Annotated in this window: 18 protein-coding genes; 9 read left to right on the top strand and 9 right to left on the bottom strand. The window is 68.9% G+C overall.

Annotation, left to right across the window (positions count from 1 at the left end):
* Positions 1-161: 161 nt before the first annotated feature.
* Positions 162-980 carry a CPBP family intramembrane glutamic endopeptidase gene (locus tag CA951_RS34710; RefSeq protein WP_087561246.1) on the bottom strand — a complete coding sequence of 273 codons (819 nt, stop codon included), beginning with the start codon at positions 978-980 and terminating at the stop codon, positions 162-164.
* Positions 981-1015: 35 nt separating this feature from the next.
* Positions 1016-1780 carry a DUF2470 domain-containing protein gene (locus CA951_RS34715; RefSeq protein WP_087561188.1) on the bottom strand — a complete coding sequence of 255 codons (765 nt, stop codon included), beginning with the start codon at positions 1778-1780 and terminating at the stop codon, positions 1016-1018.
* A 114-nt stretch (positions 1781-1894) separates the two neighbouring features.
* Here CA951_RS34715 and CA951_RS34720 point away from each other — a divergent pair, with 114 nt between their 5' ends.
* The 4 genes from CA951_RS34720 (at position 1895) to CA951_RS34735 (ending at position 5715) form a co-directional block, all read left to right on the top strand.
* On the top strand, positions 1895-2587 hold the full coding sequence (locus CA951_RS34720) for a hypothetical protein (RefSeq protein ID WP_087561189.1): 693 nt from the start codon (positions 1895-1897) through the stop codon (positions 2585-2587).
* 55 nt (positions 2588-2642) lie between these two features.
* Positions 2643-3560 (top strand): prephenate dehydratase, encoded by a 918-nt coding sequence (pheA, locus tag CA951_RS34725; protein WP_087561190.1) that lies wholly within the window; start codon positions 2643-2645, stop codon positions 3558-3560.
* Positions 3557-4228, top strand: a complete 672-nt coding sequence (locus CA951_RS34730) for a histidine phosphatase family protein (protein ID WP_087561191.1) — start codon at positions 3557-3559, stop codon at positions 4226-4228. The genes pheA and CA951_RS34730 overlap by 4 nt, the downstream gene beginning before the upstream one ends.
* 83 nt (positions 4229-4311) lie before the next feature.
* Complete coding sequence (locus tag CA951_RS34735) at positions 4312-5715, top strand: lipase maturation factor family protein (RefSeq protein WP_087561192.1); 1404 nt, start codon at positions 4312-4314, stop codon at positions 5713-5715.
* A 1-nt stretch (position 5716) separates the two neighbouring features.
* On the opposite strand, the gene CA951_RS34740 is transcribed toward CA951_RS34735, so the two are convergent.
* From CA951_RS34740 to CA951_RS34760, 5 genes are all read right to left on the bottom strand, one after another.
* On the bottom strand, positions 5717-6511 hold the full coding sequence (locus tag CA951_RS34740) for an ESX secretion-associated protein EspG (RefSeq protein WP_087561193.1): 795 nt from the start codon (positions 6509-6511) through the stop codon (positions 5717-5719).
* Positions 6508-7704, bottom strand: coding sequence for a PPE family protein (locus CA951_RS34745; RefSeq protein ID WP_087561194.1), 1197 nt, complete (start codon positions 7702-7704; stop codon positions 6508-6510). The genes CA951_RS34740 and CA951_RS34745 overlap by 4 nt, the downstream gene beginning before the upstream one ends.
* A gap of 34 nt (positions 7705-7738) precedes the next feature.
* Positions 7739-8044 (bottom strand): PE family protein, encoded by a 306-nt coding sequence (locus CA951_RS34750; RefSeq protein WP_087561195.1) that lies wholly within the window; start codon positions 8042-8044, stop codon positions 7739-7741.
* Between the two features lie 150 nt (positions 8045-8194).
* Positions 8195-8545, bottom strand: a complete 351-nt coding sequence (locus CA951_RS34755) for a metallopeptidase family protein (protein WP_087561196.1) — start codon at positions 8543-8545, stop codon at positions 8195-8197.
* Position 8546: 1 nt separating this feature from the next.
* Positions 8547-9653 carry a septum formation family protein gene (locus CA951_RS34760; protein ID WP_087561197.1) on the bottom strand — a complete coding sequence of 369 codons (1107 nt, stop codon included), beginning with the start codon at positions 9651-9653 and terminating at the stop codon, positions 8547-8549.
* Positions 9654-9734: 81 nt separating this feature from the next.
* Between CA951_RS34760 and CA951_RS34765 the strand changes: the two genes are divergently transcribed.
* From CA951_RS34765 to bfr, 4 genes are all read left to right on the top strand, one after another.
* Complete coding sequence (locus tag CA951_RS34765) at positions 9735-10154, top strand: ankyrin repeat domain-containing protein (protein WP_072938635.1); 420 nt, start codon at positions 9735-9737, stop codon at positions 10152-10154.
* A gap of 33 nt (positions 10155-10187) precedes the next feature.
* Entirely contained in the window at positions 10188-11444 is a 1257-nt protein-coding gene (gene serS / locus CA951_RS34770) for a serine--tRNA ligase (protein ID WP_087561198.1), read from the top strand.
* 90 nt (positions 11445-11534) lie between these two features.
* A complete protein-coding gene (locus tag CA951_RS34775) occupies positions 11535-11717 on the top strand; it encodes a bacterioferritin-associated ferredoxin (RefSeq protein WP_012691106.1) in 183 nt (60 codons plus the stop codon).
* Positions 11718-11807: 90 nt separating this feature from the next.
* Positions 11808-12293: a bacterioferritin gene (gene bfr, locus CA951_RS34780; protein ID WP_072938629.1), complete on the top strand. Its 486-nt coding sequence runs from the start codon at positions 11808-11810 to the stop codon at positions 12291-12293.
* A gap of 78 nt (positions 12294-12371) precedes the next feature.
* Here bfr and CA951_RS34785 read toward each other — a convergent pair whose 3' ends face one another.
* Both CA951_RS34785 and CA951_RS34790 read right to left on the bottom strand, forming a co-directional pair.
* Positions 12372-13919: an MBL fold metallo-hydrolase gene (locus CA951_RS34785; RefSeq protein WP_087561199.1), complete on the bottom strand. Its 1548-nt coding sequence runs from the start codon at positions 13917-13919 to the stop codon at positions 12372-12374.
* A gap of 99 nt (positions 13920-14018) precedes the next feature.
* Complete coding sequence (locus CA951_RS34790) at positions 14019-14855, bottom strand: hypothetical protein (RefSeq protein ID WP_087561200.1); 837 nt, start codon at positions 14853-14855, stop codon at positions 14019-14021.
* A gap of 89 nt (positions 14856-14944) precedes the next feature.
* Here CA951_RS34790 and CA951_RS34795 point away from each other — a divergent pair, with 89 nt between their 5' ends.
* Complete coding sequence (locus CA951_RS34795; protein WP_087561201.1) at positions 14945-15706, top strand: 1-acyl-sn-glycerol-3-phosphate acyltransferase; 762 nt, start codon at positions 14945-14947, stop codon at positions 15704-15706.
* Positions 15707-15712: the final 6 nt, after the last annotated feature.

Raw genomic sequence — 15712 nt, forward strand, 5'->3', positions numbered from 1 at the left:
CGCCGCGTTAGCGGAGGGACTCGCTGGTCAGGAGGCGGAACTCGGCGGTTCTGGGGTGGCGGCACCTGCTGCCCGCCCGGCGTCCGCCGAGGCGGACGGGGCGGCAGCGGAGGATAAGGGGCGTCGCCGGTCACCCGCACGACTTTACTGGTCCGGCCGGATTACGGAATCCAGCCGACGTGCCCTCGCAGCGCGGCGTAGCCGACGAACGCGACCGAATCGATGGTGGCGTGCGCGATCACGAGAGGCCACAACCGTCCGGTCTTCTGCCAGTACCGGCCGAACACCAGACCCATCGCGACGTTGCCCAGCCCGCCCCCGAATCCCTGGTAGAGGTGGTACGTCCCCCGCAGCAGCGCCGACGCCAGCAGCGAGGAATTCTCACTCCACCCGAGTTGCCGCAGCCGGGTGATCAGATACGCGACGACGAGCACTTCCTCCGCGCCGGAGTTCGCGATCGCCCACAGGATCAGGGCGGGCAGGCGCCACCAGTGGTCCCCGATCGTGCTGGGGACGACGGTGAGGTTGGCGCCGATCGCGCGGGCCAGCAGGTAGAAGCCGAGCCCGGGCAGACCGATGAGCGCGGCGAGCCCGACACCCTGCGTCGCGTCGGGGCGCCAGCGGAATCGGCCGAGCCCGACGTCGCGTGGGCGGACACCGCTCCGCCACAGGAGATACAGCCCCAGGGCGGCCCATGAGAGGAGTTTCACGATGCCGAGCAGTTGCCGGGCGACGTCGATGATCTGGTTCTCGGCGCGGGCGACGTTGAGGGCGACGGCCTGGTCGGCGAGGTTGCCCGGTGTCAGCAGCGACTCGGTCAGCGACAGCAGTCCCGACAGCCCGCTCGTCCCGAACGTGACGAGCAGGACGATCGTGATCTCGATCCACAAGGCGCGGCGCTCGGTGCCGGTGGCCACCGGCGTGGCCGGTTCGGGTGAGGCCGGCTGTAGCCAGGAGGTGAGCGTTGCGCGCGAGATCACGCCGCACACGCTAGCGTGCGGCGACGAAGGCCGGGTCAGCCGCGCGCGCGGAGCCCGTTCACGAACGGGCATCCCACCAGCAGCCGGATCGCCCTGCTCAGGGCGACGGCGTCGTCGACCGGAGCGGAGAACGGCATCCAGATGTCGCGGTCGCCGTGGTCGTTCTCGACGCGCAGCCGCAGTCCGTACCGGTCTATGCCCAGGGGGCGGACGCGTCCGCGCCGCATGTGCGGCGGCAGTTTGCGGGCCAGCATGTCGATGAGGTCGCGGTGGTCTTCGTCGAGGTGCTGGAGCCACGCCGTCTCCATCTCCCAGAAGGGGTCGGGCCGGGCGGCGAGCAGATCGTCGAGGGCGACGGGTTCGGCGCCACTCGAATCGGCGACCACCGCCGATTCGAGGCGCAGTTGCAGCAGCGTCGCATCGTGCCCGATGTCGAGAAGTCCGGGGTGCGGGTATTCGGAGGCCACCTCGTCGGCGAGGGTGCGGGTGTGTGCCTCGCACAGCGCGTGCAGGGTGCCGCGCAGCCAGACGAGCGACCGCACGGGCTCACGCAGCGCGAGCGGTGAGTTGTCGGTCAGTTCGAGTACGGCCGGGATGCCGCCGCCGCCGGCGAGCCAGGACAGCGTGGCGGCCGCCGACTCGGTGGGTACCGCGACGACGACGTCGCCGCTGGACCGCAGGTGGTGGACCGACGTGACGGTCGGCGCGCTGCCTTCGACGGCGAGTACCGCGTCCTGGGTCCGTGCGCACGAGCTACGCACACGCTCGGCGGTGGACGGACCGGTGGTCGTGACGGGCATGGAGCCTCCTTCAGGGTTCCGCGATACTGAGGTAACCCTAACCTAATGTGATGGAGTCGGCGAGGCAAGACCCCGAAAACACGCCGGTCCACGAGGCGGGCATACGGTGGGACGGTGGCCATACCCCTTTCCCTCGGTGTCCCGCGCTCCCGCGGACCGCAGTCGCTGCTCGCGGATCTGCTCAGCGGGACCGGGGACACGAGCCCGGCCGCCGGCGGCGCATTCGGACCGCGGGTGGTCGCGGCGTCCGCGCTGCTCGACGCCGTCGGCACCGACGCCGGCCGCGTGATCGTGGGGCTCGACGTCGACCCGGCCGTTCTCCGCACCCGCGAGCAGGCCTCCTACGAAGCGGTCCGCTTCCACCTCGACTGCCCGGCGGCCCAGCTCGGCGACGCGGTCGCGCTGCGGCTGCCGTCCCCGCTCGCCGTGTTCGTCTCCGCGGACGGCAGCGACGACGCAGGCCTGGCCGAGACGGCGCAGCACCTCGCGGACGCCGGCCGCATCCCGGGACTCGCGAGCGGGCACTCCATCGGCGAGGTCGCCGACTTCCTCGCCGTCCTCGCGCACGCCGACGTCGGATACGTGGCGCGGGCCCGTGACACCGCCGAGGTGCTCGCGCTGTTGTCGGGGACGGTCGCGTCGCTCCGCGGCGACGACGTACGGGCGGCGCTCGCGACCCCGGATCCCACGAGGCTCACGTCGCTGATCCCCGAGGCCGCGGAGGCCGTCCGCGAGGTCCTGCTCGGGGTCGAGGTCGACGACCCGATGCTCGTCGCCCGTGAGCTGGCGGACGCGGGTCTGCGGTAAAACATTCACCGTCAATGCGCCGGACCGTCAACGCTCGGTGCGTAATCTCGTAGTCGTGCCAAAGATCGCGTATTTCGGACCGTCGGGAACCTTCACGGAGATGGCGCTCGCCCAGCTCGAGGCGGCGGGTGCCTTCGACGGGCCCGTCGAGCGGGTGGCCGCGACAAGCCCGCCCGCCACCCTGGCCATGGTGCGTGACGGCGTCGTCGACGGCGCCGTCGTCCCCATCGAGAGCTCCGTCGAGGGGGCCGTGGTGCCCACCCTCGACACGCTCGCGCTGGGCGACCGCCTGCAGATCGTGGCCGAGACCGAACTCGACGTGGCGTTCACCATCCTCGGCGGGGCGGGCGTCGAACGGCTCGACCAGGTGCGCACCGTGCGGGCCTACCCGGTGGCGGCCGGTCAGGTGCGAATTTGGCTCGAGGAGAACTGCCCCGGTGCCCAACTCCAGACGGCGTCCTCCAACTCCGGTGCCGCCGAGGATGTGGCGAACGGCCTCGCCGACGCCGCCGTGTCCACCACCCTCGCCGGCGAACGGCTCGGGCTGCGCAGCCTCGCCGACGGGGTCGCCGACGAGAAGAGCGCCCGCACCCGATTCGTTCTGGTGACCGCGCCCACCCGGGTGCCCGCACGCACGGGCGGCGACCGCACCTCCGCCGTCCTCGAACCCCACAACACCCCCGGCTCCCTCGTCGGTGTGCTCTCCGAGTTCGCGACGCGCGGAATCGATCTCATTCGCATCGAATCGCGCCCCGTCCGCACCACCCCCGGTCTGTACCGCTTCTTCGTCGACTGCATCGGGCACATCGACGACCCGCTCGTCGCCGAGGCGTTCCGTGCGCTGCACCGGAAGTCGCACGTGCGGTTCCTCGGGTCCTGGCCCGCCGCCAACCCGAGCGGTCCGCCCCCGCCGTCCGACGGAGACGCGGCGGACTGGATCGAACGAATCCGTCAGGGAGAGAGGGAATCGTGAGCGGCAAGCTGATCCTGGTCCGGCACGGGCAGACCGAGGCGAACGTCGAGCGCAGGCTCGACACGAGGCTGCCCGGCGCCCGGCTGACACCCGAAGGGCTCTCCCAGGCGGAGCGGCTCGGAAACGACCTCGCCGCACGCGCGACGACGGCCGCCCTCGTGTCCTCGCAGGCACTGCGGGCCCAGCAGACGGCGCGGTTCGTGGAACTCGCGTCGGGCATCGCCGTCCAGGTGCGGGAAGGACTGCACGAGGCGCAGGCCGGCGAACTCGAGGACCGCAGCGACGAGGAGTCGCACAAGCTGTTCATGAAGACGTTCCACCTGTGGCACACCGGCGAACTGGACGCCCGGGTTCCCGGCGGCGAATCCGCCAACGACATCCTCGACCGGTACGTCCCGGTCGTGGACTCCCTGCGCGAGCAGTACCTCGACGACCCTGCGGCCTCGGGCGACGTCGTGCTGGTCAGCCACGGCGCCGCCATCCGGCTCGTGGCAGCACAACTCGCCGGGGTGCCCGGGCTGTTCGCCGCCAACAACCACCTGGCCAACACCCAGACGGTGGAGTTGACCCCCCTCGCGGGCGGCGGCTGGGAGTGCGTGCGCTGGGGAACCGTGGAGCCGCCGTTCGAGCACCGGGTGATCCCCGGCGCCGACGACCCGATGGGGTGACAACAGCGACCTGATCGCCGCCGGTCGGCGTCGTTGCGCGTACCCCGGGGTTGCGCGACGATGGAGGAAACCGTCCTCGAGGAGTGACGGCGGTGGATTGGTTCGTTGGCGAAAACTATTCGCTCGGTCGGCTGCTCGTCACCGAGGGGCTCGCCGCGATCTACCTCGTCGCGTTCCTGGCCGCGAGAAACCAGTTCCGGCCGCTCGTCGGCAGCACCGGGATGCTGCCCATCCCGAAGTTTCTCCGTGCCGTCCCGTTCACGCGTTCGCCGAGCATCTTCCACCTGCACTACTCGGACCGGTTCTTCGAGGGCATCTGCTGGACCGGCGCCGGGCTGTCCCTCGCCGCACTGCTCGGTCTGACGCAGGTCGTCCCGCTCGCCGTGTGCATGCTCGTGTGGTTCGCCCTATGGGTGCTCTATCTGTCGATCGTCAACGTCTCCCAGCTCTGGTACAGCTTCGGCTGGGAGTCGCTGCTGCTCGAGGCGGGTTTCCTGGCGATCTTCCTCGGCAACGCGTCGGTCGGGCCGCCGATCCTGGTGCTGCTGATGCTGAGGTGGTTGCTGTTCCGCCTCGAATTCGGGGCCGGGCTGATCAAGATGCGCGGCGACCGATGCTGGAAGAACCTCACCTGCCTGTACTACCACCACGAAACCCAGCCCATGCCGGGACCGTTCAGCTGGTACTTCCACCGGCTGCCGAAGCCGCTGCACCGGGTCGAGGTGCTCGGCAACCACTTCGCTCAGCTGGTGGTGCCGTTCGGGCTGTTCGCGCCGCAACCGGTCGCCGCCGTCGCCGCGACGATCATGATCGTCACCCAGCTGTGGCTGGTGGCGAGCGGCAACTTCTCGTGGCTGAACTGGACGACCATCGTGCTGGGTCTGTCCGTCATCCCGGACAGCGTGTACGAGGCGGTGCTGCCCGTCGACGTCCCGGCGGTCAGCGACTCGGCGCCCCTCCCGTTCGCCGCGCTGGTGATCGCGGTGACCGTGCTCGTCGTCGTGTTGAGCTACTGGCCGATTCGCAACCTGATCTCCCACGGGCAGCGCATGAATGCGTCGTTCAACAAATGGCACTTCGTCAACACGTACGGAGCGTTCGGCAGCATCACCCGGGTGCGGTACGAGGTGATCGTGGAGGGCACGTCCGACGCCCATCTCGGCGTGCATTCCGAGTGGAAGGAGTACGGCTTCAAGGGGAAACCGGGTGACGTCAACCGGCGGCCGCGCCAGTTCGCGCCGTATCACCTGCGGCTCGACTGGCTGCTCTGGTTCACGGCGATCTCGCCCGGCTACGCCGAACCGTGGTTCCGGGGTTTCGTCGAGCGGCTGCTACGCAACGACCCCGACACCCTGAAGTTGTTGCAGTACAACCCGTTCCCGGATCACCCGCCGAAACACGTGCGTGCCCGCATGTACCGGTACGAGTTCACCACCTGGAAGGAGCGCCGCGAGACCGGTGCGTGGTGGAAGCGGCAACCGGTGTAGGTCAGCGGAGCCGGTCGGCCAGCGCCTCCAGCGCCTGCCGCAGACGTTGCGGGGTGCCGGGGCTGAGCGACGACCACGCCACCCCGTGCGCGGACACACTGGACGTGCCGACGATGCGCCCGGCCCCCGTGTCGAACACCGTGACCGGGCCGCCCACCGGATCGTATTGCCCGTCGCCGTAGACGATTCCGACGATCTCGGCGTACGTGGTGCAGCCGGTCATCGCGTTGCCCAGAGCGGTCGCGTCGACCGCGGGCACACCGAGCGCGGCGAGCGCGGCCGCGAGCGACTTGCCGTCCCCGCCCTGATCGAAGGCCTCGCCGAGTTGGACCGTGGGTGCGTTGACGACGCCGACGTTCAACGGTTCCACCGCCCCCAGCGCGCCGATCACCGGCGCGAAGATGTCGGCGCCCGCATCCTGGACGACGTACTGGTCGCCGGCCCGCAGGGCCAGCACCGACAGTGCCTCGCCCTGGGAGACACACAGTCTCGAGATGCTGCCGTCGACGTACCAGCGCAGGGCGATCTCCCACAACGGCCGGGCCAGAACCCGCAGGCGGTCGGCGAGTTCGGCGTGGACCCCACCGCCCGGGAGCAGATCCCGGGCGGCGAGGGTGCCGGCGGCGCCGCGGAACGCGGCGTCCCTGGCGTCGTACGTGTCGTACCGCGGGGTGGCGTCGAGCACCACCGGCAGCACGTCGAGCGCGAGCGCGTCGACGAGATAATCCATTTCGTCGAGGCTCAGGGTCACCGCCGGCAGGGTCGGTACGCCCGGCTGGGTGCCCAGGTCGATCACCGTCCGGACTCCCGGTGGTCGGGGTTCGCGCCGATGACCGAGGGGATGACCGTGCGTCCGTCCGAGAAGTGCTCGAAGTTCTTCAGGTAGTCGGGGGTCTCCCGCTCGTCGTCGTCCTGTGAACCGGCCGCGCCCGCTCCGCGACCGACCGACATCGGTCCGTTGCCGGTGCCGCCGCGCGCCGCCGCGGCCGGGTTCACGTCGGCGCGAACGTCTCCGATCACCCCGCCGGGAGCGGCCGCCGGTGCGCCGGGCCGTGCGCCCTGGCCGCCGTCGGCCCTGCCCCAGCCCTCGGGCAGCGTCGCCCCGCCTGCCGCGCCGGCCGCGATGCCACCGACGGAGGTACGGGCCGCCGCGGCGCTGGTCGACGCGGAACCGCCGCCGTACGAGCCGCCGGACAGCATCGGCGCGCCGCCCATCATCGGGGCGGCGCCGCCACCGGTGACCGCGGACAACGCCGCGCCACCGATGTTGCTCGCCGCCGACGTGGCGGTGGAGACGGTGGTGCCCGCGATGCTGCCGACCTGCGACGCGGCCGTGGTGACGGCCGGATTCTGGCCCACGGCCATCACAGCGGCCGCGGCAGCGCGCGTCGGATCGAATTCACCGTCGGACGGGATTTCGTCGAAACTCCCGACCTCCTTCGAATCGGCCTTGGTGACGATCCGAGGGGGCTGCCGGTAGGTGCGTTTCAGCGCCAGGATGTTCGACGCGGCCTCGTAACCCTCCATCACGAGCCCCGCGCGGATGTCCATCGCACGGTCGGCGGCCTCCGCGGCCGCGGCGGTGCCGTTGAGCGCGCCACCCGTCGTGTATGCGGTGGCCTTCGCGGTCTTCACGGCGACGATCTCGGGAATGCTCGGCATGATCAGCGCGGCGGTGGTGTACGCGCCCGCTTCGAGGCCCGCCTTCGCGGCCGTGTCGGCGGCGAGTTCCGCGCATTCGGCCGTCCACACCGTGAACGGCGTGATCTTCGCGAGTGCCGCGACCGCGGACACACCCTGCCAGCCGGCCGCGAGTTCGGCCATCACGCGGACCAGCGTGAGGTTGGCATCGACGAAGCTGGTGGACAGCGCCGTCCACGCTGCGCTCGCCACGCTCAGCGGCACCGGTCCCGCGCCCGCGATGAGAGTGGTCGAGTTGACGGTTGCCCCGCGGGGCAACCAGATGACACCTGTCAGTCCCATGGTCATGTCTGATCTCCTGGTGGTTTCGAGGCGCCGGCCGTCACATGCCCGCAGCGAGGGTCGCGCCGAGCGCGACGTCCTCGGCGACATACAACGCGGCCTGGGTGCGGAGCGTGTTCGCGGTCTCGCGCATCTCGAGGATGCCCTGCGCGACAGCGGGGGTGAACGTGCTTGCGACGGTGTTGAAGTAACCGGCCGCGTGCAGGGACACCTCTTCGCTCCCGGAGGGGAGCACGCGGATGGCGGCGGAGCTGAGAGCGACCGCTGTCTCGAGACGCGCCGCGAGCGCGTCGAGTTCCACGGCGGCGGCGACGAGCGCTTCAGGTGCGACGTGCAGATCTGGCATGTGCGTCGAACTCCTTCTGACCTAGGCAGGCGGAAGGCAGTTGCCCCCCGGCAAACGAACTGCATGTGCAGCTGTCCCTACACACTTGGACGCCGCACCGCGCTCTTCGGTTCCCCCCGATCCCGAGAAATTTCTTCTCGGGAAAACCGTTCATCCCCAGCCGAGCTCGTGCAAGCGATCTTCTTCTATCCCGAAGTAGTGCGCAACCTCGTGTATGACGGTTACGGCTACCTCGTGGACGACTTCCTCCTCCGAACTGCAGATTTCGAGGATGGCGTCGCGATAGACGGTAATCGTATCGGGCAGCGATCCGCCGTAATGACTGTCCCGTTCCGTCAGGGCGATCCCGTGGTAGAGGCCCAGAAGATACGGGTCCTCGTCGTTGCGGTCGTCGACCAGGACGACGACGTTGTCGATCGCGGCCGCGAGCCGGGGTGGGATCAGATCGAGTGCGTCGCCCACCAATTCCTCGAATCGGTCGGGCGTCATGCTCACCGCCACATCAGTTCCCGGGGGGCGGGGCCGCGCCGGGGAGCGGCGTCGGCATGGACCTGCCCTCCGGGACCGGCGGCGGAGGCACGGGTGCGGCGCCGTTGATGAGGATCTCGCCCTTCGCCGAACCGGTGATGGTCGAGAAGCCGCCCGCGTCGGTCTCCTTGCCGACCGAGCAGTTCACCCGTCTGCTGCCCGCGAGCCAGCTGTCGAGTTCCAGGTTGTCCCAGAACAGCGTGAGCGTCTTGTTCCGCAGCGCGTCGGCGGAACCGAGGTATTCGTTGGCGGCCTGCGTGCACACACCCTCGAGATACTTGTCCTGATCCTCGACGGACGGCATCGACGACGGGAACTGGGTGGCCAGGTCGACGACGGAGATCACTTCGAAGGCATGGGGTTGCGCGCAGTCGACGGGATCGGTCGGCACGTTCTGATTGATCCCGATGCACGTGCCCGGGTCCCAGATGTTGGATTGGTCCTGCTCGGCCACCTTCCCGGTGAACGGCAGCAACGTTCCTGCCGTGCTGGAGAATTGGAGGCCGCACCGCAGGGTGCGTTCGCCCGCCGCCCAACCGGATTCGCTGGGGAACATCAGGCCCACACTGAACTTGCCGTACGGATCGAACTTCGCGCCGAGATAGGAGTCGACGGCGGGCACGCAGTGCTCGTCCCGCAGCGCGGCGAACCGCAGCGCACCCGGGTAACGCGAACCCGGACCGAACTCGGCCCCCGGATACACGCTGAGATCCAGCGGTGCTGCCACCTCGAACCGGTGCTCGTCCGCGCAGTCGACCTTCGCGACGTCCTTCCGGTCTTCCTGGGGGTCGGTCGACGGCGTCCAGTCGAGGCAGTCGCCCGCCGTCGCCGAAGAGAACGCGTCGCCCTCCGCCGAACCCGTCACCTGAGGTCCGGCACCCGGCGAATGCGCGGGGAGGTTCTCGCTGCGGTTGAAACCGCCGGCGATCGCGACCGTGGCGATCGCCGCCACCACGGCACCTGCCGCGACGGCCGCGAGCGCGCGACGCGTCGTGGTCGCGGACATGCTGCGGGGCGCCTTCTCCGGTTGCCCGGCATTCTGCGGCTGGGGGTCGGCGCCGTTCGACTGATCTGAGGACATCGATTTCCATAATGCCTGTTCCGATCGAGGAAGCAGAACAACTCCCGCAATCGGCTCGAACCCGGCGTAACTTCGATCACCATGAGTGACGACTCTCAACGCTCCGCCGAGCCGGTGGATCCAGAACTGCAGGAGCTCGCCGGGCGCGTGTTCGACACGGCACGATCCGGCGACGCCGTGTCCCTCGCCACGTACCTCGACGCGGGTGTCCCGGTGAACCTGGCCAATCAGAACGGCGACACGCTGGTGATGCTGGCCGCCTACCACGGTCACGCCGAGGCCGTTCAGGTCCTGATCGACCGCGGGGCCGACGTCGACCGGCTCAACGACAAGGGGCAGTCGCCGCTGGCAGGGGCGCTGTTCAAGGGCGAGGACGCCGTGGTGCGGGCCCTCGTCGCCGGTGGCGCCGACGCCACGGCAGGCCACCCGACCGCCGTCGACGCCGCCCGGATGTTCGGCCGCGAGGACCTCCTGACCCTGCTGGAACCGAAACCGGAGTGAGCCGCTCAGCGGCGCCCGGTAGGGTTTGAAGCCGTGATTGACCTGAAGTTCCTCCGCGAGAACCCCGACGCCGTCCGCGAATCGCAGCGCACCCGTGGCGAAGATCCCGCCCTGGTCGACGCGCTGCTCGAGGCCGACGCGTCCCGTCGCGCCGCCGTTCTCGCCGGCGACAACCTGCGTGCCGAGCAGAAGGCGTTCGGCAAGAAGGTCGGGCAGGCGTCCCCGGAGGAGCGTCCGGCGCTGCTCGAGGGATCCAAGGAACTCGCGGCCAAGGTGAAGCAGGCGGAGGCCGAGCAGCACGAGGCGCAGGCCGCGCTCGACGCCGCGCACCGGGCGATCTCCAACGTCGTGCAGGACGGCGCCCCCGCGGGCGGTGAGGACGACTTCGTCACCCTCGAGACAGTCGGGGAGATCCCCGCGTTCGACTTCGAACCCAAGGACCACGTCGAGCTGGGTGAGTCGCTGGGGTTGTTCGACATGGAGCGCGGCGCGAAGGTCTCCGGTGCCCGCTTCTACTTCCTCACCGGTTTCGGCGCCATGCTGCAGCTGGGAATGCTGCAGCTGGCCGCGCAGAAGGCGATGGCCAACGGCTTCCAGATGATGATCCCGCCGGTGCTGGTGCGACCGGAGATCATGGCGGGAACCGGGTTCCTCGGCGCCCACGCGGACGAGATCTACCACCTCGCCGACGACGACCTCTACCTCGTCGGCACGTCCGAGGTCCCGCTGGCCGGGTACCACTCGGGGGAGATCCTCGACCTCGCCGACGGCCCCAAGCGGTACGCCGGCTGGTCGACGTGTTTCCGCCGCGAGGCAGGCAGCTACGGCAAGGACACCCGCGGCATCATCCGGGTGCACCAGTTCGACAAGGTGGAGATGTTCACCTACTGCAAGCCCGAGGACGCCGACGCCGAGCACCAGCGCCTGCTCGCGTGGGAGCGCGACATGCTCGCCGCCATCGACGTGCCGTACCGCGTGATCGACGTGGCAGGCGGCGACCTGGGGTCGTCGGCGGCCCGCAAGTTCGACTGCGAGGCCTGGGTGCCGACGCAGCAGGCGTACCGCGAGCTCACGTCGACCTCCAACTGCACGACGTTCCAGGCGCGTCGTCTCGGGGTGCGGTACCGCGACGAGAACGGGAAGCCGCAGACGGCCGCGACCCTCAACGGCACCCTCGCCACCACTCGGTGGATCGTGGCCATCCTGGAGAACCACCAGCAGTCCGACGGCACGGTGCGGGTTCCTGAGGCGCTCGTGCCGTTCGTCGGGACGGATGTTCTGAAACCGTGATGCGCTTTCCTGAGATTTTGGGAAGGCTACCCTTGCGCGAACGGCAGAATGATGTAACCCTTACCTAATCTCGTTGGTAAGGAGCTCCACATGTTCGTGTGCATCTGCAAGGCCGTGACGGAAGACGAAGTGCATGAGCACTGTGCCGCCGGGGCCGACAGCGCGGATGCGATCGGCGAGCGTTGCGGCGCCGGCTGGGGATGTGGAACGTGCGTCGATCGGTTGAAGGAGATTCTGGGCGAGCGGACGGTCGTCGGCAGCACGGCCGCGTGACGTAGCTGCCTCACAACTGAATCCCGCGATTCGGCTCACAGGCGTAACGCCAGTGGTACGTTCGCCTCAACCGGGGCGAACGGAGAAGTCATGCGTGGCGACGACGAGATCATTGCTCTTCTCAACGAACAGTTGACCAGTGAGCTGACCGCGATCAACCAATACTTCCTGCACTCGAAGATGCAAGCCAATTGGGGCTTCACGAAACTCGCGGACAAGACGCGCGCGGAGTCCATCGAAGAGATGACGCACGCCGAGATCCTCACCGACCGGATCCTGTTCCTCGAAGCGCTTCCGAACTATCAGAAGCTGCTGCCGCTGCGCATCGGACAGGACCTGCGCGAGCAGTTCCACTCCGACCTCTCCATCGAAGTCGAGGTCGTCGAACGCCTGCGTCCGGGCATCCAGATGTGCCGCGAGAAGGGCGATGCCACGTCCGCGAAGCTGCTCGAGGGGATTCTCAAGGAAGAAGAGGATCACATCGATTACCTGGAGACACAGATCGAGCTGATGGACAAGATGGGCGACCAGCTCTACATGGCCCAGCTCGTCGACCAGCCACCGACCGTCGGATAGCCCGGGTGACACCCGCCGCAGGGTGAACGTACCTTTCGACGCCTCGGGTGCGCCGAAGGGTACGTTCGTCCGGCGCGGTCAGAGCTTGGCGGACCGCAGTTCGTGCCCCTTGGACGTCTTGCAGCGCCCCGACTCGAGGTCCCACTGCCAGCCGTGCAGGTTGCAGGTGAGGCTGGTGCCGTCGACGACGCCGAACTTCGACAGGTCCGCCTTCAGGTGCGGGCAGCGCCGCTGGATCTCGTAACCACCGAGTTCGATCGACGCCGAGTCGTCGTGGGCCTCGGCGAACCAGCCGTCGGCGTACGCGATGCGCTCGTCGGTGAGGCACTTGAAGAACGTGTACAGGAACTCGTTGTACCCGCCGACACGCCACGCCTCGAAGCGGGTGGACAGGAAGATGGTGTTCACCCAGTCGGGCTCGTCGTCGCGCAGCACCGTGCGGACCAGTTCGGGGGCGATGCGGAAGCCGTACCGGTACTTGCCGTCCTTCTCGCCGCGCGGGCGGACTGTGCGCGCCGGGAAGTCGAGGACGACGGTCTCGTCGCCCATCACCAGGCCGACGGGGTAGCCGATGCCGTCGCAGATCAGGTCGGATTGCTTCATGATCGGCTCGAACTTCGCCTTCAGCGCCTCGAGCAGCGGTTCCCCCTCGGCGGGCGCCCAGGTGGCCTTCTCGGCGGCGAGGACCGGCGCCATCCGCTGCGCCATGCTTTCGATGTACGCGGCCTTGTCGGAGAAGATCTTATCGACCTCGGCGTCCGGGATCGGGTGCGTGAGCGTCAGCTCGCCGCCCTTCAGGTCCGCGGTGGACCCCGGGATCATGAGGATGCCGCCGTCGTTGCCGTGGATCCGCATCTGTTCGAGGAACGTGATCTGGTCGGGGAAGATGTTGCCCTCGTCGCCCCGGTCGTCGTTGAGGTAGCGCAATGCGTCGTCGAGGAACACCGGCGGTCCGGCGGACGGCACCACCCACGTGGCCGCGACCTGCTCGATATAACTGCGGCAGCGGTCCATGCCGCGCTGACGCTTCTGCTTGCCGAAGTTGGCCTTCGTCTTGGTCGGAATGTCGTAGACCATCGGGTACCAGATGGCCCCGGAGTACTGCAGCAGGTGGATGTCGATCTGGCCGAACTCGTCGTGGAGGACGTCCATGTCGACGGGCCGGGCGTCGTTCATGTTGAAACAGGTGGTTTCGCCGTCGGACACCACGAGACCCGAGTCGCCGATCGGACCGTCGGCGGGCGCACGCAGCGCGATGATCATGATGTCCAGGTCACCCTTGGGGCCGGTGACCTTGTGTTTGACGGAGTCCTCGGTCTCGAAGAACTTGTGGAAGCCCAGCGCTTCGAGCTCGCGCCTGAGGTCCGGTACCGGATAGTCGGGGAGCAGCACGGTCGCGTCCTTGTCGACGTGCTTGGCCAGGTTCTCCGGGTCGAAGTGGTCCTTGTGCAGGTGCGACACGTACAGGTAGTCGCAGTTGCCGAGGGTGTCCCAGTCGAGCTGCGTGTTGTCCGGGAACGGGAACCAGGACCCGAAGTACGCGGGGTTGACCCAGGGGTCGCACAGGATCGAGCCTGCCTCGGTCTGGATGTGGAATCCGGCGTGTCCGACGCTGGTGACCTGCACTGGTATGCCTCCTGGGAGCTGAGCGACTGTTCCAGGGTAGGCGTTCCCCCCAGGTGAGTGACAATGCGCGCTCCAGCACACCGTGCCACTCACGTGGGGTCAGGTCACTTCGCCCAGGCAATAACCGTCGGGTCCGATGGACAGCGTGATCTGCTTGGTGACGGTCACACCGGACACGTCCGTGACCGGAACGGACACGTCCAGGTAGTCGCCGCGGACGGGGGTGGCGGTCATCGCGTCGGCGGCGAACGCCGTGGTCCCGGCCAGGACGTCCGGGTCGAGCCGGAGCGGCGGCAGGCCACCCGCGCCCGTGCCTGCCGGGTCCCACGGGCTCAGGCCGGGGCAGATCAGCGGGTAGGCGGTCTCGGTGTCCGCCCGGTTCACCGGCGCCCCGGACTCCCGCGACAGGAACCGGGTGACGGCGTATTCGGCGTCGGCGGGGGTGTAGAAGTCGACGGTCCCGGCAGGGTGGACGTGCGGGCAGGCGTAGCCGGACGCGATCTCGCTGCGTTTGACGGACACCGTCGTGCCGCCCCCCGTCCACGACACCGCGAACTGCCCGTCGAGGCCGGGTTGCGCGAGCGCCCCGAGGATCGCGGCCGTGTCGGCGTACTGTTCGGCGGCCTGGGCGGCCGGCAGCGTCCAGCATTTCGCGGGGACGGCGGCGGGCCGGGTGACCAGGTCGGTGGCCCAGGCTCGGACGGCGTCCACCGCTGCGGGGTTGCCGGGCACCTCGCCGACGACCACCTGCGGAACAGGGGCGGGCGGTGCGGTGGTCGTGGGCTCGGCTTCCGAGGTGGCGGAGGTGGGCGCGGACATCGTGTCGGCCGGGGGCTCCTCCGTCGGGATGCCGGACTGCGAATCGCACGCCACTCCCACCCCGAGGATCACCGCGACGACCGGCGCGATGAGCGCCCTCCTGCCCCTGACACCCATCTCCAGCGCGCCCTTTCTCTCGACTCCCCACCCAATGTCCGTCCCCGACGGCGGGCCAGATCGCGGATACCCGGCTACGCTAGCCGATTGTGGAACCCGTCTACCGAACCGTCATCGGCATCGCCCGCACCGTATTCACCCTCGAGGGGCTGAAGTTCACGGTCAAGGGTGATCAGCACATTCCGGCGACGGGTGGGGCGGTGATCGCGATCAATCACACCGGCTACATGGACTTCACCTACGCCGGACTTCCGGTCCGCAGCGTGAAGCGCTACGTCCGCTTCATGGCGAAGAAGGAAGTATTCGACAACAAGATCTCGGGCCCGATCATGCGCGCGCTCAAGCACATTCCCGTCGACCGGTCGGCGGGTTCGGATTCGTACAAGGCTGCCGTCGACTTCCTGCGTCGCGGCGAACTGGTGGGCGTCTATCCGGAGGCCACCATCAGCCGGAGCTTCGAGATCAAGGAATTCAAGTCGGGTGCTGCACGCATGGCGATCGAGGCGGACGTGCCGATCGTCCCGATGGTCATCTGGGGTGCGCAGCGGGTGTGGACCAAGGGGTTCCCGAAGCGGCTGGGCCGCACGAACACTCCCATCTCGATCGCCGTCGGTGAGCCGATCCAGCCGTTCGAGCCCGCATCCGAGCTGACCGAGAAGCTGCACGCCACGATGACGGCGATGCTCGCCGACCTCCAGCAGGGGTACGAGCACCCGGCCGGCGAGTACTGGGTGCCCGCGCGCCTCGGCGGCAGCGCGCCGACGCTCGAGGAAGCGAACAAGATGGACGCCGCCGACGCCGAGGCGAAGGCGCAGTCCCGTCGGGCCAAGGAGACCGGTACCGGTAGCTAGAAGGTG

The sequence above is a fragment of the Rhodococcus sp. NCIMB 12038 genome, assembly GCF_002165735.1.
GTDB lineage: Bacteria > Actinomycetota > Actinomycetes > Mycobacteriales > Mycobacteriaceae > Rhodococcus_F.